Origin of the sequence: Nocardioides sp. LHG3406-4, assembly GCF_049897745.1 — a bacterium.
GTDB lineage: Bacteria > Actinomycetota > Actinomycetes > Propionibacteriales > Nocardioidaceae > Nocardioides.
The window spans coordinates 215132-233943 of record NZ_JAFCWV010000003.1 but is presented as its reverse complement, the minus strand read 5'-3'; the positions used below and the strand labels follow the sequence as shown (position 1 = coordinate 233943).

18 protein-coding genes are annotated in these 18812 nt (G+C 68.8%); 8 read left to right on the top strand and 10 right to left on the bottom strand.

Annotated elements, in window-relative coordinates; genetic code table 11:
- Positions 1 to 132 precede the first annotated feature (132 nt).
- The 9 genes from ACP7BP_RS12835 to ACP7BP_RS12795 are packed head-to-tail and all read right to left on the bottom strand — an operon-like array spanning position 133 to position 9742.
- Positions 133 to 1416, bottom strand: coding sequence for a pyridoxal phosphate-dependent aminotransferase (locus ACP7BP_RS12835; protein WP_426245014.1), 1284 nt, complete (start codon positions 1414 to 1416; stop codon positions 133 to 135).
- A complete protein-coding gene (locus tag ACP7BP_RS12830; RefSeq protein WP_426245013.1) occupies positions 1413 to 2288 on the bottom strand; it encodes an FAD binding domain-containing protein in 876 nt (291 codons plus the stop codon). The genes ACP7BP_RS12835 and ACP7BP_RS12830 overlap by 4 nt, the downstream gene beginning before the upstream one ends.
- Positions 2285 to 4600: a xanthine dehydrogenase family protein molybdopterin-binding subunit gene (locus ACP7BP_RS12825; protein WP_426245012.1), complete on the bottom strand. Its 2316-nt coding sequence runs from the start codon at positions 4598 to 4600 to the stop codon at positions 2285 to 2287. Before ACP7BP_RS12825 ends, ACP7BP_RS12830 begins: the two co-directional genes overlap by 4 nt.
- Positions 4597 to 5097: a (2Fe-2S)-binding protein gene (locus tag ACP7BP_RS12820; RefSeq protein ID WP_426245011.1), complete on the bottom strand. Its 501-nt coding sequence runs from the start codon at positions 5095 to 5097 to the stop codon at positions 4597 to 4599. The genes ACP7BP_RS12825 and ACP7BP_RS12820 overlap by 4 nt, the downstream gene beginning before the upstream one ends.
- Positions 5098 to 5121: 24 nt before the next feature.
- Positions 5122 to 6105, bottom strand: coding sequence for an ABC transporter substrate-binding protein (locus ACP7BP_RS12815; RefSeq protein WP_426245010.1), 984 nt, complete (start codon positions 6103 to 6105; stop codon positions 5122 to 5124).
- Positions 6105 to 7541, bottom strand: coding sequence for a UbiD family decarboxylase (locus tag ACP7BP_RS12810; protein WP_426245009.1), 1437 nt, complete (start codon positions 7539 to 7541; stop codon positions 6105 to 6107). Before ACP7BP_RS12810 ends, ACP7BP_RS12815 begins: the two co-directional genes overlap by 1 nt.
- Positions 7542 to 7552: 11 nt before the next feature.
- Positions 7553 to 8353, bottom strand: a complete 801-nt coding sequence (locus tag ACP7BP_RS12805) for a GntR family transcriptional regulator (protein ID WP_426245008.1) — start codon at positions 8351 to 8353, stop codon at positions 7553 to 7555.
- Positions 8350 to 8955, bottom strand: coding sequence for a UbiX family flavin prenyltransferase (locus tag ACP7BP_RS12800; RefSeq protein ID WP_426245007.1), 606 nt, complete (start codon positions 8953 to 8955; stop codon positions 8350 to 8352). The genes ACP7BP_RS12805 and ACP7BP_RS12800 overlap by 4 nt, the downstream gene beginning before the upstream one ends.
- Positions 8948 to 9742 carry a creatininase family protein gene (locus ACP7BP_RS12795; protein WP_426245006.1) on the bottom strand — a complete coding sequence of 265 codons (795 nt, stop codon included), beginning with the start codon at positions 9740 to 9742 and terminating at the stop codon, positions 8948 to 8950. Before ACP7BP_RS12795 ends, ACP7BP_RS12800 begins: the two co-directional genes overlap by 8 nt.
- A gap of 274 nt (positions 9743 to 10016) precedes the next feature.
- On the opposite strand from ACP7BP_RS12795, the gene ACP7BP_RS12790 reads away from it, so the two are divergent.
- The 7 genes from ACP7BP_RS12790 to ACP7BP_RS12760 are packed head-to-tail and all read left to right on the top strand — an operon-like array spanning position 10017 to position 16707.
- Positions 10017 to 10895, top strand: coding sequence for an ABC transporter permease (locus ACP7BP_RS12790; protein WP_426245005.1), 879 nt, complete (start codon positions 10017 to 10019; stop codon positions 10893 to 10895).
- Between the two features lie 45 nt (positions 10896 to 10940).
- Entirely contained in the window at positions 10941 to 11957 is a 1017-nt protein-coding gene (locus ACP7BP_RS12785) for an ABC transporter substrate-binding protein (protein ID WP_426245004.1), read from the top strand.
- A gap of 35 nt (positions 11958 to 11992) precedes the next feature.
- On the top strand, positions 11993 to 12784 hold the full coding sequence (locus tag ACP7BP_RS12780) for an ABC transporter ATP-binding protein (RefSeq protein ID WP_426245003.1): 792 nt from the start codon (positions 11993 to 11995) through the stop codon (positions 12782 to 12784).
- A 21-nt stretch (positions 12785 to 12805) separates the two neighbouring features.
- Complete coding sequence (locus tag ACP7BP_RS12775) at positions 12806 to 13402, top strand: hypothetical protein (RefSeq protein WP_426245002.1); 597 nt, start codon at positions 12806 to 12808, stop codon at positions 13400 to 13402.
- Between the two features lie 59 nt (positions 13403 to 13461).
- On the top strand, positions 13462 to 14517 hold the full coding sequence (locus tag ACP7BP_RS12770; RefSeq protein ID WP_426245001.1) for a zinc-binding dehydrogenase: 1056 nt from the start codon (positions 13462 to 13464) through the stop codon (positions 14515 to 14517).
- On the top strand, positions 14504 to 15259 hold the full coding sequence (locus ACP7BP_RS12765; protein ID WP_426245000.1) for an acetate--CoA ligase family protein: 756 nt from the start codon (positions 14504 to 14506) through the stop codon (positions 15257 to 15259). The genes ACP7BP_RS12770 and ACP7BP_RS12765 overlap by 14 nt, the downstream gene beginning before the upstream one ends.
- Positions 15260 to 15267: 8 nt before the next feature.
- Positions 15268 to 16707 (top strand): CoA-binding protein, encoded by a 1440-nt coding sequence (locus tag ACP7BP_RS12760; protein ID WP_426244999.1) that lies wholly within the window; start codon positions 15268 to 15270, stop codon positions 16705 to 16707.
- Between the two features lie 62 nt (positions 16708 to 16769).
- Here the strand turns inward: ACP7BP_RS12760 and ACP7BP_RS12755 are convergent, their stop codons facing one another.
- Complete coding sequence (locus ACP7BP_RS12755) at positions 16770 to 17696, bottom strand: LysR family transcriptional regulator (protein WP_426244998.1); 927 nt, start codon at positions 17694 to 17696, stop codon at positions 16770 to 16772.
- A gap of 71 nt (positions 17697 to 17767) precedes the next feature.
- Between ACP7BP_RS12755 and ACP7BP_RS12750 the strand changes: the two genes are divergently transcribed.
- A complete protein-coding gene (locus ACP7BP_RS12750; RefSeq protein WP_426244997.1) occupies positions 17768 to 18802 on the top strand; it encodes a YeiH family protein in 1035 nt (344 codons plus the stop codon).
- The last annotated feature ends 10 nt before the right edge of the window (positions 18803 to 18812 follow it).

The following is an 18812-nucleotide window of genomic DNA, read 5'->3' as shown; positions in this document are numbered from 1 at the left end:
GCCGAGGAGTGCGGCGGGCAACCAGCGCCCTTCCGGGTCTCGGGGACGAGCGGTCGGGAATCTGCGCCGAGCGGTCGCGACGACCCGCCCGGGCCCGCTCGGATCAGGGCCGGGAGGTCGGCCGGCAGTGGGTCAGCGTGCCTCGTCGACCATGGCGCTGAGCCGATCGAGGCCCTGGATGACGTTGTCCATCGGGGGGCCGAACGAGAAGCGCATCCAGTTGTCGTAGGTGGACGGGCCCCGGCGCCGTTGACCGGGGTTGACCCCGAAGAACTTGCCGGGAACCGTCATGACCTTGCGGTCCAGCGCCCGCCAGAAGAAGGTCATCGGGTCGTTGAGCGGCTCGGGCAGGTCCTCGAGCGAGCCCCACACGTAGAACGTGCTGTCCGGCTCGCCCGCGAAGCGCACGCCCATGTCGCGCAGCCGGCTGACCATCAGGTTGCGCTTCTCGACGAACACCTTGCGGAGCGCGGTGGTCTCCTGGTCGGCCACACCGGGCTCGAGGGCGGCCATGGCGGCCCGCTGGGCGAGCTTCGAGGTGCCGCCGTCGAGGGAGCTCGCGACCCGGGCCACGGTCGAGATGATGGCCGGGGGGCCGAGGATCCACCCGAGCCGCCAGCCGGGGTAGCGGTAGTTCTTGGTGAGGCCGTCGAAGATGATCACCTGGTCGGTGTCGACGTCGTCGATCTCCGAGGCGATGCTGACGGGTCCGTCGCCGGGCCCCCAGTCGCCGTTCTCTCCCTTGGTGTAGATGAAGTGGCTGTAGAACTCGTCGAGCAGCATCGCGCACCCCGACGTCTTGGCCAGCTGCGCGATCTCGCGCAGTGCCGCCTGGTCGAGGTACCGCCCGGTGGGGTTGCAGGGGTTGGACACCAGGAACGCCGACAGCCCGAGGTCGTCGACGGCGCGCTCGATCTGCGCAGGCGTGAGCAGGAACCCCGAGTCCTCGTGGACCGGGACGGGCATCGGCGTCAACCGGCTCATGTGCGCGGTGAACATGTCCTCGTAGGCGGTGTAGTCGGGCACCTGATAGCCCACGTTGACCCCGTCGAGGGCGGCGAGCGCCCTGCTCAGCGCCAGTCGTCCGCCCTGCGCGACCGCTACGTTCTCAGGCCCGTACTGGGAGGCCTTGCCCTGCCGGAAGAGGCGGTTGTAGTGGTCGGCGATGGCCTGCCGCAGCTCGGGCGTGCCCTCCAGCGGACCGTAGGCGTGGTCGAGAGGAGCCATCTCGAGCTCGGAGATGCGAGGCGGAGAGCCCTCCATCTCGCCGACCTCGGGCTGCCCCTGGCCCAGGTTCGACCAGTCGGGGTGGCCGTTGACGAACCCACGCTTCTCGGCCTCGGCGACCACGAAGATGACGCCCATGTAGGGCACCTCGCGGAAGGGACCCAGCTGGGGCGATGCGGTGACGGTCACGAGTTCTCCTGGTCGATGGCTTCCGCCATGGTTCGTTGTGAGATGACCTCGACCATGGCGGCGCGGTATCGCGCACTGGCCCGGGTGTCATCGATGGGCCTGCTGGCCTGGCGGCAGCTGCTGGCAGCTTCCGCGATGGCGGTGGCGACCGCCGAGCGGTCGCTGACGTCCACGCCGGTGAGTGCCTCCTCGGCGTCCGGCACCCGCGTGGCCACCGCGTTGACGGCGCCGATGGCGACCCGCGCCTCGGCGACCCGCCCGTCGACCACCTGGAACCAGGCCGAGGCGCTGACGATGGCGATGTCGACCGAGCGCCGCAGCTCCATCCGCCGGTACGCCGAGCGCTGGTCGCCTCCCACACCGGGCAGGCGCAGCGCGACGAGCAGCTCACCCGGGCCCAGGGTCGTCCGACCCGGGCCCTCGAACAGCTCGGCCAGAGGGATCTCCCGGCGACCCTGCGGTCCGGCGATCTCCGCCTGGGCGTCGTACACGAGGAGCGGGGTGGTGCTCTCCGCGGCAGGCGACGCGTTGCAGATGTTGCCGCCGAACGTCGCCACCGCCTGGATCTGCCTGCCCCCAAGGAGGTGGGCCGCCTGGGCGAGCGCTGGATGGCGAGCGACCAGCTCGCGGACCTGGAGGAACTCCCGCAGCGTCACGGCCGAGCCGATGTGCGTGTCGTCGGCACCGGCCTCGAGCCGGTGCAGCTCGTCGAGCGCGCCGGTGCCGACGAGCAGCTCCGGGCTCCGATGGCCGAGACGCATCTGGACCATTAGGTCGGTGCCGCCGGCGATCATTCGTGCCCCGGGGTGCGACTGCAGCGTCGCGACGGTGTCAGCCACCGAACCGGGGCGGGCGTATCCGGGCCCGCTCATGCGTGCACCTCCTGAACGTCCGCGGCCAGCGCCGGGCCGTTCTCCTCGGAAAGCAGCTCCCAGATCCGTTCGGGTGAGAGCGGCAGGTCGTGACAACGGACGCCGGTCGCGTCGTAGAAGGCGTTCGCGATGGCTGCGGTGACCGGGTTGATCGCCGCCTCCGCGAGGCTCTTCGCCCCGTGCGGCCCGTTGGGCTCGAAGCCGTCGACGAACTCCACGAACGTCTCTGGCATGTCACCCCCGCCGGGGATGCGGTAGTCGAGGAAGTTCGGGTTCTTCACGCGACCGGCCTTCACGTCGACGTTCTCCATGAGCGCCCACCCGACTCCCTGTGCGATCGCGCCCACGACCTGGCCGCGCGCGGTCGACGGGTTGAGGATCGTCCCGCTGTCGTGGACCGCCCAGTAGCGCACGACGCGAATCTGGCCGGTGGCGCAGTCGACCTCGACCTCCGCGACGTGCGCAGCGAAGGGGTACGCCGGCGAGGGGTTGCCGTACTTGTTGGCGTCGGGCATCTGGGTCGCGGGGTGGTGCACGCCTTCACCCAGCAGCGGGAGTCCGCAGTGAGCCACGGCGTACAGCGCCATCGCCTCACGGAACGTCACGGCCCGCCCCTCGGCCTGGACGGTGCCGCCATCCCACTGGAGCGCGTCCGGTGAGGTCCCCCACTCCTTGGCGAGGAACTGGTTCAGCTTGTCCTGCGCCGACTTGGCGGCGGCTACGGCCGCGTTGCCGGCGAGGGTGGTGGCCCGCGACGCGAGAGTTCCGACGGCGTCCGGCGAGAGCGCCGAGTCGACGCCGCGCAGCGTGACGTCCTCGGGGTCGCAGCCGAGCCCGTCGGCGACGACCTGAGCGAGCACGGTGGCCTGGCCCTGGCCGATGTCGGGCTCGCCGACGAACAGGGTCACGCTGCCGCCGCTGGTGACGTGGACGATGGCGGAGGACCCGTCGTAGTCGGCGAGGATCGGCCGGTAGCCCGAGACGTGGTGGGCGATCGCCAGGCCGAAGCCCCGACGGACGCCGGTCGTGCCCCGCTGCTTGGCGGTGTCCTTGCGCTTGTTCGTGAGGTCGGACAGCTCCTCCACGCGGTCCAGGCACGCGGGCAGCTTCGAGGAGCTGATCTGCCAGCCGTGGAGCGTGGTCTCCCCTTCGCGGACCGCGTTGAGCCTGCGCAGCTCGACGGGGTCGATCCCGAGCTTCTCGCCGATCTCGTCGATCATCTGCTCGATGCCGAACAGCGACTCCGCGTTGCCGAAGCCGCGCATGCAGGTTGTCGGCGACTCGTTGGTGTAGGCGAGGCGGCCGTGACCGGCCATGTTGTGGAAGTGGTAGAGCGAGTCGACGCGGTGGACCGCCGTCGCGAGCACCGAGGGAGACCAGAAGACGCGCGAGCCGGCCGTTCCCACGACCTCGGTCTCGCGGGCGATGAAGAGCCCGTCGGACGTGACGCCGATGCGGTGGTGGAACCAGAAGGGGGGCCTCGAGCGCGCGATCTGCGCGTCCTCCTCGCGGTCGTAGACCAGGCGGACGGGCCGACCTGTCTCACGGGCGAGCACGGCCGCCATCAGCGGCTCGATCATCTCGTACTTCGCGCCGAAGCTGCCGCCGATGGGCGGCACCACGATGCGGACCTGGTCGGGGCGGACGCCCAAGGCCCCCGCATAGGTCAGTCGGGCCTTGTAGGGGATGTGGCTCGGGACCGTCAGCGTGTAGGAGCCGGACGGGTGGTACTCCGCCATCACCCCGATGGGCTCGAGGTAGGCGTGGTAGATCTGGTTCGTCGAGTAGCTGTCGGTCACGACGAGGTCGGCCTTGTCGAACCCGGCCGCCACGTCGCCCCGTGCGATCTGGAAGCTGTTGGCGACATTGCCCGGCCGGTCGTCCCACACGGTGGGAGCGTCGGGCTCGAGCGCCTCGTAGGGGTCGAAGACCGCGGGCAGCTCCTCGATCGTCGCCGTCACCAGCGCGGCGGCCTCGCGGGCCGCATCGATGGACGTCGCCGCGATGGCGGCGATCTCGTCCCCGAAGGAGCGGACCTTCTCGCTCGCGAGGATCTCCCAGTCGTTCGCGTGCGGCCCGAAGAACCGCTGGGGGGTGTCGGCCGAGGTCAGCACCGCCCGCACCCCGGGAACCCTCCGGGCCCGCTCGACGTCGACGGCGTGCAGGCGGCCGTGCGCGACCGGGCTGCGCACGATCACCGCGTGGAGCATGCCGGGCACCGTGATGTCGGCGATGTATTCGGTGGCGCCGCGCAGCTTCGAGTCGATGTCGACCTGCGGTATGCCACGGCCCACCCAGGTCGAGCTGGTCATCGGGACTCCTTCGTTGCGTGGGCGGCCTCGGCGATCGCGTCGACGATCGACTCGTAGCCGGTGCAGCGACACAGGTTGCCGGCGAGGCCCCGGACGATCTCGTCCCGGTCGGTGTCGTCGGGACGGTTCAGGAACGGCACCGACGCCATCAAGATGCCGGGGATGCAGAACCCGCACTGGCTTGCGTTGTTCGCGCGGAAGGCCTGCTGGAGCGGGCTCAGGGCGCCCTCGCCCGCCAGCCCCTCGATGGTCGTGACCTTCCGCTCCCCCACCTGACTCATGGGCATCAGGCACGAGGCCACCGGGACGTCGTCGAGGAGCACCGTGCAGCTTCCGCAGTCCCCGGCCCGGCAGCCGAGCTTCGTGCCGGTGAGACCGAGGTCGTCACGCAGGAAGTCAGCCAGTGGCTTGAGCGGGGGCACGGCGCCCTGTTCGACCTTGCCGTTGACCTCGACGGTCACCGACACATCGCCGTGCTCGATCTTCGTGTTGGACATGGATGCCTTTCTCGCGGCCACGAGTCAGATGCGGGACTCGGCCAGGGTGGTGGGGCTGAACAGCTCCTCAGGCTTCGGCGGTGTCTCGAGAAGGCCCTGCTCCTGCAGGTAGGACATGAACGTCTCCAACGCGTGCCGGTTCGGCTCGAGCCCGTAGGGCCACGGGTCGTCACCGAAGACCTCGGCCTGCTCCTCGAGTGCGGCCAGCAGGAACGGCATGGTGTACCGCAGGGCGGGCAGGTCTGCCAGCCCGGTGGTGGCCACGCGTTTGGACTCGGCGAGCGCCTTGTAGAGGCTCTGGGCGACCCACGGGTTCTTCTCGAGCACGTCACGCCGTACGACCACCAGGTGCATGATCGGGAACAGGCTCGTGCGCTCGAAGTAGTCACGCTCGCGTTCGCGGTAGTCCGGGAACAGGCGGTGGACGCCCTTGCCCTTGCGGAAGACCTTGGGGACGCGAGGTGCCATCAGCGCGTCGATCTCACCGTTGACGAGTGCCGCGGACAGGGTGCTGTCCTTCGAGAGGGGCTCCACCCGAACAGAGTCGGGAAGCTTCAGCGGCTGCCGCTCGACGCGACCGGGCTGCTCGAGCCCGCCCGTGCACCAGGTGACGTCGGAGACGTCGACCCCGAGGTCGTGGGTCAGCAGTCCCCGGGTCCAGACCGAAGCCGTCATCTGGTACTCCGGAACGCCGATCCGCCTGCCGGCGAGGTCCTTGGCGTCGGTGATGCCGGCGCCGTCCCGGACGTACAGCGTCGAGTGCCGGAAGCTCCGAGACAGGAAGGCCGGGATGCCGACGAACCGGTCGTCGCCCGCGGCCACCGCGATGGAGTACGACGACAGCGACATCTCGGCGGCGTCGAACTCGGCGTTCTGGAGCATCCGCCAGAAGCACTCCTCCGGCTCCAGGCGCAGCATGTTGAGGTTGACGCCCTCGACGGAGACCCGGCCGTCGGCCAGGGGCTGGACGCGGTCGTAGCCGCCGCAGGCGAAGGTGAGATCGAGCATCAGGACTCCTCGTTCCAGGGCAGCTGGCCCTCGCTGACCACGTCGGTCATCGCGCCGGTGTCGGCGGCCTTGACCACGTCGGCCGGGACCTGGGCCCGCGGCGGGAAGATCACCGGCGGGGCAGGCTTGGTCGCATCGATGATGACGGCCGAGGACATCTTCTTCTTGCGGGTGCCATGCTCGTCGTACTCCCAGTTCGTCGGGAGCAGGCCACCCGGCCCGTTCCACTCCGGGATGATCTGCAGGTCCTTGGCGGCGTCGAAGCGCGTGCCGATCGCCCACGACACCTCTTCCTCGTCGAAGACGTCGATGTCGTCGTCGACGACGACGACCATCCGCAGGTTCTCCGGCTCGGTGTTGAAGGCGGCGAAGGCGGCGCGCGTGGGGTCGCTGTCGAGCGCCTTCTTGATGGAGAGGTAGCAGTGCATCCGCGTGTGGACCGGGACGTTGACGGCCTTCAGGCCGGGCACGACCTGGCGCACCCGCTGGTGGATGCTGGAGATGCGGGGCAGCGCGCCCATCAGGCGGTGCTCACGCCCCGACGCCTGGATGTCTTGGAAGATCGCGCCTTCGCGCATGGTCACGCAGTCGATGCGGATGACGGGCTTGGGCCCACCGCCGACGTAGTGACCGGGCCACTCGGCGAACGGGCCCTCCTCCACCATCTCGCCGGGGATGATGACACCCTCCAGGACGATCTCGGCCCGGGCAGGCACCATGATGTCGGAGTTCTCGGCCTTGACCACCTCGACGGACTCGCCCAGGAAGGCGCCGGCCGCGTCGTACTCGCCGCCGATGCCCGCGATGCGCGACACCGCGCCCATCAGGAAGCCGGGGTGGTGGCCGATCGCGATCGCGATCGGCGTCGGCTCACCCTTCTCCTCGTACCGGCGGTGGATGGTGCCGCCGTCGTGGGAGCCGAAGAACCAGACGCCCATGCGTCGGGAGTCGTAGACGTGGTGCCGGTAGATGCCCGCGTTGATGGCACCGGACTCGGGGTCCTTCATCAAGGAGACGGCGGCGGTGAGGAACGGTCCGCCGTCCAGCTCGTTGTGGACCGGGATCGGGAGCTTTCCGAGGTCGACCTCGTCGTCACGCCAGATGATCTGCTTGACGGGGGCGTCGGCCCGGTCGACGGTGACGGGTGGGTGCGGCTCCATGCCCTGCGTGCGGTCGGAGGCGTTGGTGAGGTCCTCCACCTCCAGGCCCAGGGCGAGGGCCATCCGCTCGTGCGTGGCGAGCAGGTTCGTCAGGCAGGAGACCCCGGCGTCGTTGACGTCGGTGAACAGCAGTGCGGGGTACTGCTTGCTCTTGTCGAGCTTGGCTCCATAGGCGGTGATGCCGAAGTTGCGGTCGACTGGGGTGTCGACTCGTTTGAGGGAGCCGGGTTGGGCCTTGACCAGGTCGGACAAGAACGTGCGAAGGTCGGAAGTCATGACTGGCTCTCCTACGAGTCGGTGTATGTGCGGACGACGGAGAATCGAAGCAGCTCGTCGTTGATGTAGGCGCGCGTGAACGCGACTGGTCGGTCGTCTTGGTCGATGTGCGTGTGGCGCAGGAGGATCAGCGGCACTCCGGCCGTGATCCCCAGGTCTTCGGCGATCTTGGTGGTCGCGATGAAAGGAACGATGTCGGCGACGGAGTAGCGCACCTGGCGTCCGGTCGTGCGGCGCACGAACTCGAACACCGACTCGTACCCCTCGAGACCGTCGATGCCGTCCAGGAGGAATCTGACCGGGACGACGTCGATGCTCAGGACGGCGGGCTTGCCCGACGCCCCGAAGATGCGCTCCACGTGGACGGCGTCCTCGGTCTCGGTCAGCTCGAAAGGCGTCAGCAGCGCGTCTTCCAGCGGCTCGATGTGCAGGTCGACGTTGTCGACGGCGACGTTGTGACCCATCTCCTCGAGCAGGGCCGCGAACGGACGGTCCTGGCTGATGTTGGCCTGGATCTTGAACGCGTGCCTGTTGATGAAGGTGCCGCGTCCGTGGATCCGCTGGATCGTCCCCTCCTTCTGCAACGAGAGGAGGGCTGAGCGCACTGTGGCCCGGCTGACCTCGAGGCTCTCCGACAGCTCGTCCTCAGAAGGCAGGCGGAGCTGGTTCTCCGCCGCGAGGGTGCCGATGAGCAGCTCGAGCTGGGCCTTCGCGTGGGAGTAGGTGTCGCGTCGAACGCGTCCTGCCGTGATGGAGAACGCCGAGCTGCCCACGCGTACCTGGGGGCTGACCCCCTCGGGAGGCTGCCTCATGCCACGACTCCCGTCTGCTGCCCGCTCCACCGTGGCATCCCCGCGTCCAGCCCGAACAGGTCGAGCACGCGAGCCACCGAGTGATCGACCATCTCGTCGATCGTCGTGGGGCGGGCGTAGAAGGCCGGCAGCGGCGGGAAGATCGTCGCGCCGTTCTCCGCGGCGGCGTCCAGGAGCCGGATGTGACCCCGGTGCAGCGGCGTCTCCCTGACCATCAGCACGAGCGGGCGCTGCTCCTTCAACGTCACGTCCGCGGCGCGCTGGAGCAGGTTGTCGCCGTAGCAGTGGGCGACGCCGGAGAGCGTCTTCACCGAGCAGGGGGCGACGATCATCCCTCGGGTCAGGAAGGAGCCGCTGGCGATCGACGCACCGATGTTGCGGATGGGGTGGACCGTCGTGGCCAGGGACTTCAGGTCCTCGGCCGTGTAGTCGGTCTCGTAGCGCAGGGTTGCGAGCCCGGGCTGGGTGATGACCAGGTGCCGCTCGACACCGAGCTCGGCGAGCGCCTGAAGGATGCGTACGCCGTAGATCGCGCCGCTCCCGCCGCTGATGCCGACGACGATCGGCAGGCCGTTCGCATCTCGCGATCCCCTGCTACCCATCCGTGGCACCGATCGGCCCGTCGTACTGTCGCAGCCAGTCGACGAGCTCACAGAGCCGCCCGACGATGTGGTCGTGGTAGGCCTTGCCCTTCGCGTCGGTGGTCCCCATCGACGAGCTGAAGCTGCCGGTCGGGGTGAACGCCCGCTGTTCGTCGCCGCTCCACATGATCTCCACGCCGTCGGGCGCCGGGCCGAACAGGTCGTTGCCGACGAAGCCGCCGAACACCTCCTGGAAGTCGACGCCCTCGTCGGTGAGGCGGTCCATCCGGATCAGGCCGGGGAAGCGGTGCAGGATGTGGGAGAGCTCAAGCTCCCCTGCGTGGTGCTCGTTCGTCTCCTTGATCGTCGGCGAGGCCGACCGGGACAGGTGAAGGGGATCGGCGACCGCGAAGACGACCCCCGGGTACTCCTCCTCGTGCAACGCGCGGACCGAGCTGATCAGGCCGGGCAGGTTCGATCCCTTGTGCCCGTTGATCAGCACGATGCGGTTGAACCCGTGGCGCGCCAGGCTGCGACACACGTCGCGGACCAGAAGCATGAGGGTCTCGGTGCGCACACTGATGGTGCCGGGGAAGCCGGAGTGGTGGGAGGAGTCTCCGAACCAGATGGGCGGCGTGCACAGGACGTTGCTGCGCTGGGCCGCGTCCTCGGCGAGAGTGATCGCAACGTAGGCATCCACGCCCAGCGGGCCGGCCGGGCCGTGCTGCTCGGTCGCCCCGATCGGCACGAACGCGATCCGGTCGTGCTCGAGGTAGCTCTCCACCTCTTCCCACGTCAGGTCTTGCATCCACACGGACGGTAGGGCGGGCGTTCCAGTCATGAGCAGCTCCCAAGGTGTCAGACGTCTGACGTCGCACGAGTTATAGCAGTCCCGATGTGACCGAGGCAATAGCAACGCCGAGACGTCCCAACACGCAAACGTGGTCACCTGGACAGCCAGGCGTGATAGAGGCTTGGGACGTCCGCAGTGGCTTGTCAACCCTTGCGCCGGGACCCCGACGAGTGCATGATCACACATCAGTCGTCAGACGTCCGACGTAGAAACCCACCTGGAGGGGTTCATGGAAAAGACTGGAGATGCTACGAGCGAGGTCGGCCCGCTTGGGTCGGCACCGCCGATCAGCGCAGGCGCCGGCTCGGGCGACACGCGCTCCGACACGCTGACCGACGCCGCGGACCGGGCCGCGGACCGGCGTGAGCGCTACACCGTCATCGCAGGCCAGGTCGGCATCGGGGTCGCGTTCCTGGCCATCTGGCAGCTGGTCAGCGGGTTGTGGGTCGACCGGTTCTTCCTCAGCGAGCCCTCGCTGATCGCGGAGCGGATCGTGGACCTCGCCGTCAGCGGCGAGCTCTGGAGACACCTGCGCGTGACCATGCTGGAGACCGGGCTAGGGCTGCTCATCGGGCTTCCTCTCGGCGTCGTGCTCGGCATCGGGGTCGCCACGTCACGGGTGGCGGGTCGCTGGATCTACCCCTACGTCATCGCGCTCTACAGCCTCCCCCGCGTCGCCCTGGCGCCCCTCTTCATCGTGTGGTTCGGGATCGGGCTGTTCTCCAAGGTCGTGATGGTCGTGACGATGGTCGTGTTCGTCGCCTTCTACAACGTGTACCAGGGCGTCAAGAGCATCGACCAGGACCTGCTGGACATGACCAAGAGCTACCGCGCCTCGCGCTGGCAGACACTCCAATGGGTGATGCTGCCCTCGATCGGCGCCTGGATGCTCACCGCGCTGCGTCTTGCCATCGGTCTCGGCCTCATCGGCGCCATCATCGCCGAGCTCATCGGGTCCAGCGTCGGGGTGGGCTACTACATCAAGCTGTCCTCCAACCTCTTCGACACCACAGGAGTCTTCACCGGACTCATCATCATCACCGTCGTCGCCATGTTGCTCGAGCAAGTCGTGGCCCTCGTCGAGAAGCGAGTCCTGCGTTACCGCTAGTCCCCACCTCGTCGGTGCCACGCACCCATCCGCACAGGAGTAGTCATGCAAGGAATGCGCAACAAGCTCAACCGGAAGGCGGCGACGGGCGTAGCTCTCGCCTCCGTGCTCGCCCTCGCGCTCAGCAGCTGCGGCGACTCGTCCTCGGGATCGTCCGGAGATGGTGAGGGCGGCGACGCCGGGTCGATCCGGGTCGCGATGGTCTGTGGGGGCATGACCCCGATGGCCACCCAGATGGCCATCGACGCAAACACCTTCCCCGACGGCCTCAAGGTCGAGAAGCTCTGCTTCGACAGCGGGTCCGACGCGATGCAGGCGCTCATCGGCGGCAGCCTCGACGTGTTCATGGGCTCGACCGAGCACGTCATCTCCACCCGCGCCCAGGGCCTGTCCACCAAGGGGTACGCCGGCATCAACGTTCGTGCGCCGTACGCGCTGCTCACCGAGACCGGTTCGGACGTGCAGTCCGTCTCCGACCTCGAGGGCGAGAACGTCGGGGTCACGTCGCCCGGAAGCCTGGCCGACACCGAGCTGCACATCGCCGCCGAGCAGAACGACGTCGACTACACCAGCATGAAGGTCGTCGGCGCCGGCAGCGGGTCGACGATGGCCTCGGCGATCAAGCAGGGCCAGGTCGCGGCGGGCATGGTCAGCGAGCCCCAGCAGTCCGAGCTCATCGCGAGCGGCGACTACCGGATGGTCTGGGAGCCGGACTTCGACTACGCGTCCATCATCGCCGTCGCCGACTCCGACTGGGTGGCCGACAACGAGGCCACCATGAAGTCCTTCCTCGAAGGCGTCGCGACCGCGGCCGACAAGGCCAAGAGCGACCCCGACTGGGCCCTCACCGCCATGAAGGAGGAGAAGTTCCCGGTCAGCGACGAGGTCCTCTCGTCCGCCGTGGACGCCGGGATCACCACCATCCCGGACGGCCTGTCCGTGTCCGAAGAGGTCTACAAGAGCACGACCGACCTCCTGGTCAGCGTCGGGACCCTGGAGGAGGACGCCGTCCTCCCCTACGACGAGGTGTTCGACTTCAGCTATCTGCCGGACGCATCATGACCTCGACGTCAACCACTGAAGGACTGGAAGCAACGATGGTCACGCCGAAGCTGAGCATCCAGAACCTCAGCCTCTCCTACCGGACGAAGCAGACCCGGCACCTGGCGCTGAACGGCGTGAACCTCGACCTCGCCGAGCGTGAGTTCGTCGCGATCGTCGGCCCGAGCGGGTGCGGCAAGTCCACGCTGCTGAAGATCATCGCGGGTCTCGCCAGCCACACCGCCGGCGACATCTACCTCGACGGGGAGAACCTCGGAGAGGGCGTCCCGAAGGGTGTCGGGATGGTCTTCCAAAACGACGCGCTCCTCCCCTGGCGCACCGTCAGGGAGAACGTGCGCCTCCCGCTCGTCATCTCCGGGATGCCGAAGAGCGACCACGCCGCTCGGGTGGCGGAGCTCCTCGAGCTCGTGGGCCTGGCCGGCTATGCCGACTACTACCCTCGGCAGCTCTCCGGCGGCATGCGCAAGCGCGTCGCGCTCGCGCGGACCCTCGCCTACGACCCGCAGCTGTACCTGATGGACGAGCCGTTCGGTCCGCTCGATGCTCAGACCCGCATCCGGATCGGCGGAGAGTTCCTCAAGATCTGGGAGCGTGTCGGGAAGAGCGTGCTCTTCGTGACGCACGACGTCGAGGAGGCCATCGCCCTGGCCGACCGCGTCGTCGTCATGACGGCGGGCCCGGGGCGGATCAAGTCCGAGCACCTGGTGCCGATCCCGCGCCCCCGGGACTTCGAGGAGGTCCGCTTCACGGACGAGTTCCATCAGATCAGGCAGCAGATCTGGCACGAGCTCCAGTCCGAGCCCCTCCCCGATTCCGTCAAGCCCTGACCGGACGTTGAGAGGACACCGATGAACGAGCATCTGGACGCCTTCGTCCAAAAGATGGACGCCCTGGTGGCGGGGAGTGACGACCCCCACCACCTGGCACAAGAGACCACCGGGCACCTGGCCGCGCTCATCGAGCACCCTGAGTTCCTCGAGGAGCGCCATCGCCAGCCGGCCGAGGACAGGTACCAGCAGCACGTGGTCCACGTACACCCGGAGGGCAAGTACTCCGTGGTGGCCCTGGTGTGGAAGCCCGGTCAGGAGACCTCGATCCACGACCACCGTTGCTGGTGCATCGTGGGGGTCCTGCAGGGGCGCGAGACCGAGACGCGCTACGAGCTGCACGAGGCCGACGGCTCGTGGGTCCTGGCCAAGGTCCAGGAGTCGCAGTACGAGCCCGGCGAGGTCTGCGCGCTCGTCCCACCGGACGAGAACATCCACAAGGTCGCCAACAGCGACCAGGGCGACGGCCTGACCATCTCGATACACATCTACGGTGCGGACATCGCTCGACTGGGCACGAGCATCAACCAGGTCTTCGACCATCCAGTCATCGATGCCCCGCACCCCGACTCAGAGTCCATTTCCTGGCGGACCGAGACTGATCTCCCCCGCAGCTGAGCTGCGCCCGGGGCGGCCGTCCACGACGTCACACCAGCACCACGACATTGGAGGAACACATGGGAACGACCATGCGCGCAGCAGTCTTCGAGGAGACCGGAGGTCCCGAGAAGCTGGTGTACCGAGAGATCGACCGGCCCGAGCCCGGTCGCGGCGAAGTGCTGGTGCGCGTTCGCGCCTGTGGGATCAACGGCTTCGACCTGCTGGCTCGCGGCGGGCGCTACAAGACCGGGCAGGCGAAGCCGCACATCCTGGGCGGCGACGTCGTGGGCTCGGTCGACAGCTACGGCCCGGGCTGCGAGGAGAAGGTCGGAGTCGGGGAGAACGTCGCCCTCCACTGGGTCATCAGCTGCGGCCGGTGTGAGCAGTGCCTGCGCGGCTTCGAGACCACGTGCCTGCGCTACGGCTACCTCGGGGCCAAGTATCCGGGTGGCTACGCGGAGTACGTCGTGGTGCCGGAGCGCAACATCTTCCCGCTCGGCGACTACCCCGACCTGAACGTCGCGGCGGCGTTCCCGATGGCCTTCGGCACCGCGTGGCACATGCTGGTCGAGCGAGCGGCCCTCCGCCCGGGCGAGACCGTGCTGGTCCAGGCCGTCGGCAGCGGCATCGGCGTGGCGGCGATCCAGATCGCGAACCTCATCGGCGCGCACGTGATCGGCACCGCTGGATCCGACTGGAAGCTCGAGAAGGCCGTCGGCATGGGCGTGGACCCGTCGAAGCTCATCAACTACAACGAGCGCGACATCTACGACGAAGTCATGAAGATGACCAACAAGCGGGGCGTCGACGTCGTCTTCGAGCACATCGGTGGCGAGAACTTCGGCAAGGTGGTGCAGTCGGTGACTCGCAACGGGCGGCTCGTCACCTGCGGCGGTACGGCGAGCTACGACGTCTCGATGAACATCGCGCACGTCTTCCACAAGCAGGTCTCGATCATCGGCTCGAACAGCGCCACCCGCTGGGAGTTCGAGCAGATCTCGCGGCTGCTGCTCGAAGGAAAGTTCGAGCCTGTCGTCGACCGCGTCTTCCCGCTCCAGGAGGCCGCCGCGGCCCACGAGTACCTCGACGGCCGGAGTGGCTTCGGAAAGGTGATCCTCAGTGTCGGTGACTGACGTCGCCGCTGCATCTGTGGACCTCGCTGCGTTGCGCGCGGCCGGAGTGAGGGTGCTGGACGAGCCCACGGGCAAGGAGTTCCTGCGGGGCGTCGGCATCGACGTGCCGACGGGCGTGCTGGCGGACTCCGCCGAGAGTGCGGCCGCCGCCGTGGACCGGGTCGGGCTGCCGTGCGTGGTGAAGCTCGTGGCTCGCGACCTTCCGCACAAGAGCGACGTGGGCGGAGTGGCGGGGCCCCTCAACTCGGTGTCCGAGGTCGAGGAGGCAGCGGCCCGGATGCTGAGGTCGGGGCCGCCGTCCACGCAGGGCGTCCTGGTCGAGCCGTGGGTCCAGGCGAGCGCCGAGGTGTTCATGGGCCTGACGATGAACACCTCGTTCGGCCCCGTGGTCGTCTTCGGCGCGGGTGGCATCTGGGTCGAGGAGCTCAAGGACGTCGCCTACCACGTGGCTCCCGTCGACGAGGTCGAGGCCCTGGCGATGATCAACTCCCGTCGGTCGACCAGGTCGCTGGCCGAGGGCCGGCACGGCAGCGGTGCGGTGGCCCTCGACCAGGTCGCCGCTGTGATCGAGCGGTTCAGCCGCCTCGCCCTCGATCCCGTCGTCCGGGACCACGTCCGCGAGATCGAGGTCAACCCGCTGCTCGTCCGCTCCGATGGAGCCCCCGTCGCCGTGGACTGCACGGTGGTGCTCCGAGAGCCCGGCAGCGTGTCCGAGAACCATGACAACAATCCAAGGAACTGAGCATTCTCATGTCGAACCTGAAGTCGTTTCTCGACCCCCAGTCGGTCGCCGTCGTAGGCGCCTCGAAAGACCGTCGTAAGCCCGGAAACCTCATCCTGCGCAACATCATGGAGGGCGGGTACGCCGGCACCATCTACCCGGTCAACCCGGGCGGCGGCGAGATCGAGGGCCTCACGGCGTACACGTCGGTCGCCGAGGTGCCCACCAAGATCAACCTCGTGGTCATCGTGCTGGGCCGTGCGCACGTCGAGGAGGCGCTGCGCCAGTGCATCGAGGTAGGAGCCAGCAGCGTGGTCATCGTGACCGCCGGCTTCGGTGAGGGCGACGAGATGGGCAAGGCAGCCCAGGTGCGCTTCAAGGAGATGGTCGCCGACTCCGGCATCATCGCGATCGGCCCGAACACCATCGGCTACATCAACAAGGAAGTCGACCTGTTCGCCAGCTTCGTGAACTTCCCGAGCTGGGACGACGGCCCGGTCGCCCTCGTGGCGATGACCGGCATCTACTCCGGGGCCGTGGTGCACGAGCTGATGAGCGACCCGTCGCAGAGGTTCGGCATCCGGCTCAGCATCGACATCGGGAACCGCATCGGTCTCTCCGAGCTCGACCTGCTGGAGGAGCTGGCCACGCGTGCGGACATCGAGGTGCTCGGCTTCTACATCGAGGAGTTCGACGATGCGCGCGCGTTCCTGGCCCGGGCCGCCGAGGTCAAGCGCGAGAAGCCGATCGTCCTCCTCAAGCCCGGACGCACCGAGGAGGGTGCCCAGGCGGCGCTGTCCCACACCGGCTCGCTGGCCTCCGACGACGCGATCCTCGACCAGCTCCTGCAGCAGCACGGAATCATTCGGGCCGACGACAACGAGGAGTTCGTCAGTCTGCTGCGCACCTTCTCCTACTGCCCGACCCCAGCCGGCCGTCGCGTCGGGATCATCACGTACAGCGGGGCACTGGGCATCACCGCGACCGACGCCGTCGTCCAGGCAGGTCTCTCGCTCGCCGAGCTGAGTCCCGAGACGAGCGAGAAGCTGAACGAGCTCGCGCCGGACTGGCAGCACGTCCGCAACCCGGCGGACCTCTGGTCGGCTGCGGAGGCAGACCCGGGTAGGGCGGCGCGTCTCTGCTTCGGGGCGATGCTGGCGGACCCCTCCGTCGACCAGCTGCTCTTCGTGCTCCTCGCTCTCCCGAACGTCGACTTCGAGGGCATGCGTGAGGTGTTCGCGGACCTGCGTCAGCAGCGCCCGGAGATCCCCATCCACGTCACCCTGCACGGCGGGCTGCGCGGAGAGTGGGCCAGCCGGCTCGAGGGACTGGGCATCGTCGTACACGACTCGGCCCGATCGGCTGCTCGCGCGATGGCCGCGCTGGCGACCTACACCGAGACACGGGAGCTCCTCCCGAGCGCCCATGCTCACCGCGTCGACCCGAAGGCTGCACCCGCCGCGGAGTGAGCCGGTAGAGGAGCTCGGGCTCCTCGATGCGTTGCGCGACCACTCAGCCGTACGACGTGGGGCTAGTCCGCGCCGGTGCTCTCACCGGTGCGGACCTCCCCCGCGACGGCCCGGTGGGCGAGGTGAGCCGCCGGCCCCCGCAACGACGTCCCCTTCCGCCATACGACGCGAAGCCTGCGCCGCAGCTCGAGGTCCTCCAGGGCCACGATGCACAGTCGCCCGGTGGACACGTCGTCGGAGGCCGCCAGCAGGCTGAACACCGTTGCGCCCTGGGACGTCAGCACCGCCGCCTTGACGGCCGCGGTGGACCCGAGCTCCAGCTTGGGCGGGACGGCGGTGTGACCGGCGGCGCCCAACGCGTGGGCCAGCGTCTCGCGGGTGCCCGAACCCGGCTCCCGCATGATCAGCGGTGTCGCGGCCAGCTCCGCCGCGGTGATCGCGCTGCGCCGGCTCCACGGGTGACCGCTGCCCACCACGACGACGAGCCGGTCGCTGCCGAACACGCGCTGTGCGAGTCCCCTGGGCACCTTGAGACCCTCCACGAACCCGATGTCGGCGGTGCCTCGAAGCACGTCGTCCGCTACCTGTTGGGAGTTCCCGACCCGCAGCGAGACGCTCAGGCCGGGTGAGGCCTCCCGCAGGTCGATGAGCCACCTCGGCACGAGGTACTCGGAGATCGTCATGCTGGCCGACACACGCAGCTCGCTGTCGTGCTCACGGCGCAGGGCGGCACACCCCGCGTCAAGACGGTCGGAGGCAGCCAGCACCTCGCGCGCCCAGTCGGCGACCGCATTGCCCTCGGCCGTGAGCCGCGTGCCTCTGGGTGATCGCTCGAGCAGCGAGAGCTGAAGCTGTCTCTCCAGCCGCTTCAAGCGATCGGTGACGGAGGGCTGCCGCAGGCCCAGCACGCGTGCCGCCGCCCCGATGCTGCCGTGCTCGGCGACGCCCAGGAGGGTCTCGAGGAGGGCCAGATCCGGTCGCGCACTCATAGACGCACTCTATGACCTGCCGGGGAAGATGTGGGCTACCGCGGCCGACCGTGCCACCTGACGATGAGTACGTGACCGAAGCCCAACACCGTCAGCACGTCGCGCCCGCCGATCCCGCCGCACCGCGAGGTCCCCAGGGCTACCGAGCCGGCCTGCTCGCCGTAGCAGCCGGCGTGGCGGTGTCGTACGCCTTCAACGCGCTCGTGCCCACGGTCAGCGCACTCACGGTCGCGGTCGCCGTCGGCATCGCGGCTCGCAACTTCGCGCTGATCAGTGAGCGTGCGCTCGAGAGCGCACGGCTCGCGACCAAGACCCTGCTGCGCACCGGCGTCGTCCTGCTCGGGCTGCAGCTGGCGCTGAGCGAGATCGTGAAGCTGGACCCCGGCGTGCTCGCCGTCGTCTTCACGACGGTCACCATCACCTTCGCCGGCACGATGTGGATCGGTCGTGCTCTCGGAGTGAGTCACGGGACCACGCTCCTGGTCGCGACCGGCTTCTCCATCTGCGGAGCCTCTGCGGCAGCGGCCATGAACGCCGTGAGCGACAGCGACGAGGACGACCTGGCCACGGCCGTCGCGCTGGTCACCCTCTTCGGGAGCGCAGCCATCGTGGCATTCCCGTTGCTGCAGGGGCCGCTCGGCCTCACCGACATCTCCTTCGGCGTCTGGTCGGGGGCGAGTGTGCACGAGGTGGCGCAGGTCGTGGCCACGGCCTCGGCGGCGGGCTCCGCCGCCCTGGCTGTCGCCACGGTCGTCAAGCTCACGCGAGTCGTCCTGCTCGCTCCCATCATCGCCGGTTACAGCGTGCTCCAGCGCAGGCGGACGCCCGAGGTCGTCGGCACCAAGAGGCCACCGCTCGTCCCGTTGTTCGTCATCGGGTTCGTGGCGATGGTGGGTGTGCGCAGCACGGGCGCCGTGCCCGTCAGCGTCCTGGACCTGGCCCACACCGCCACCACGCTCCTGCTGGCCGGCGCGTTGTTCGGCCTGGGCACGGCGGTCCACCTGCCGAGCCTGGTCAGGACCGGCGGCCGAGCCGCGGTCCTGGGGCTCGCGTCGACCCTGGTGGCAGCAGGTACCTCGCTGGTGGGCATCTGGCTCGTCATGTGAGGCGTGCGGT

Coding starts and splice junctions, on each gene's coding strand:
- ACP7BP_RS12780 (WP_426245003.1), top strand. CDS start 11,993: ATGGTCACGCCGAAGCTGAGCATCCAGAACCTCAGCCTCTCCTACCGG.
- ACP7BP_RS12795 (WP_426245006.1), bottom strand. CDS start 9,742: ATGCAAGACCTGACGTGGGAAGAGGTGGAGAGCTACCTCGAGCACGAC.
- ACP7BP_RS12825 (WP_426245012.1), bottom strand. CDS start 4,600: ATGACCAGCTCGACCTGGGTGGGCCGTGGCATACCGCAGGTCGACATC.
- ACP7BP_RS12755 (WP_426244998.1), bottom strand. CDS start 17,696: ATGAGTGCGCGACCGGATCTGGCCCTCCTCGAGACCCTCCTGGGCGTC.
- ACP7BP_RS12760 (WP_426244999.1), top strand. CDS start 15,268: ATGTCGAACCTGAAGTCGTTTCTCGACCCCCAGTCGGTCGCCGTCGTA.
- ACP7BP_RS12810 (WP_426245009.1), bottom strand. CDS start 7,541: ATGACTTCCGACCTTCGCACGTTCTTGTCCGACCTGGTCAAGGCCCAA.
- ACP7BP_RS12790 (WP_426245005.1), top strand. CDS start 10,017: ATGGAAAAGACTGGAGATGCTACGAGCGAGGTCGGCCCGCTTGGGTCG.
- ACP7BP_RS12770 (WP_426245001.1), top strand. CDS start 13,462: ATGGGAACGACCATGCGCGCAGCAGTCTTCGAGGAGACCGGAGGTCCC.
- ACP7BP_RS12775 (WP_426245002.1), top strand. CDS start 12,806: ATGAACGAGCATCTGGACGCCTTCGTCCAAAAGATGGACGCCCTGGTG.
- ACP7BP_RS12805 (WP_426245008.1), bottom strand. CDS start 8,353: ATGAGGCAGCCTCCCGAGGGGGTCAGCCCCCAGGTACGCGTGGGCAGC.
- ACP7BP_RS12785 (WP_426245004.1), top strand. CDS start 10,941: ATGCAAGGAATGCGCAACAAGCTCAACCGGAAGGCGGCGACGGGCGTA.
- ACP7BP_RS12830 (WP_426245013.1), bottom strand. CDS start 2,288: ATGAGCGGGCCCGGATACGCCCGCCCCGGTTCGGTGGCTGACACCGTC.
- ACP7BP_RS12820 (WP_426245011.1), bottom strand. CDS start 5,097: ATGTCCAACACGAAGATCGAGCACGGCGATGTGTCGGTGACCGTCGAG.
- ACP7BP_RS12800 (WP_426245007.1), bottom strand. CDS start 8,955: ATGGGTAGCAGGGGATCGCGAGATGCGAACGGCCTGCCGATCGTCGTC.
- ACP7BP_RS12815 (WP_426245010.1), bottom strand. CDS start 6,105: ATGCTCGATCTCACCTTCGCCTGCGGCGGCTACGACCGCGTCCAGCCC.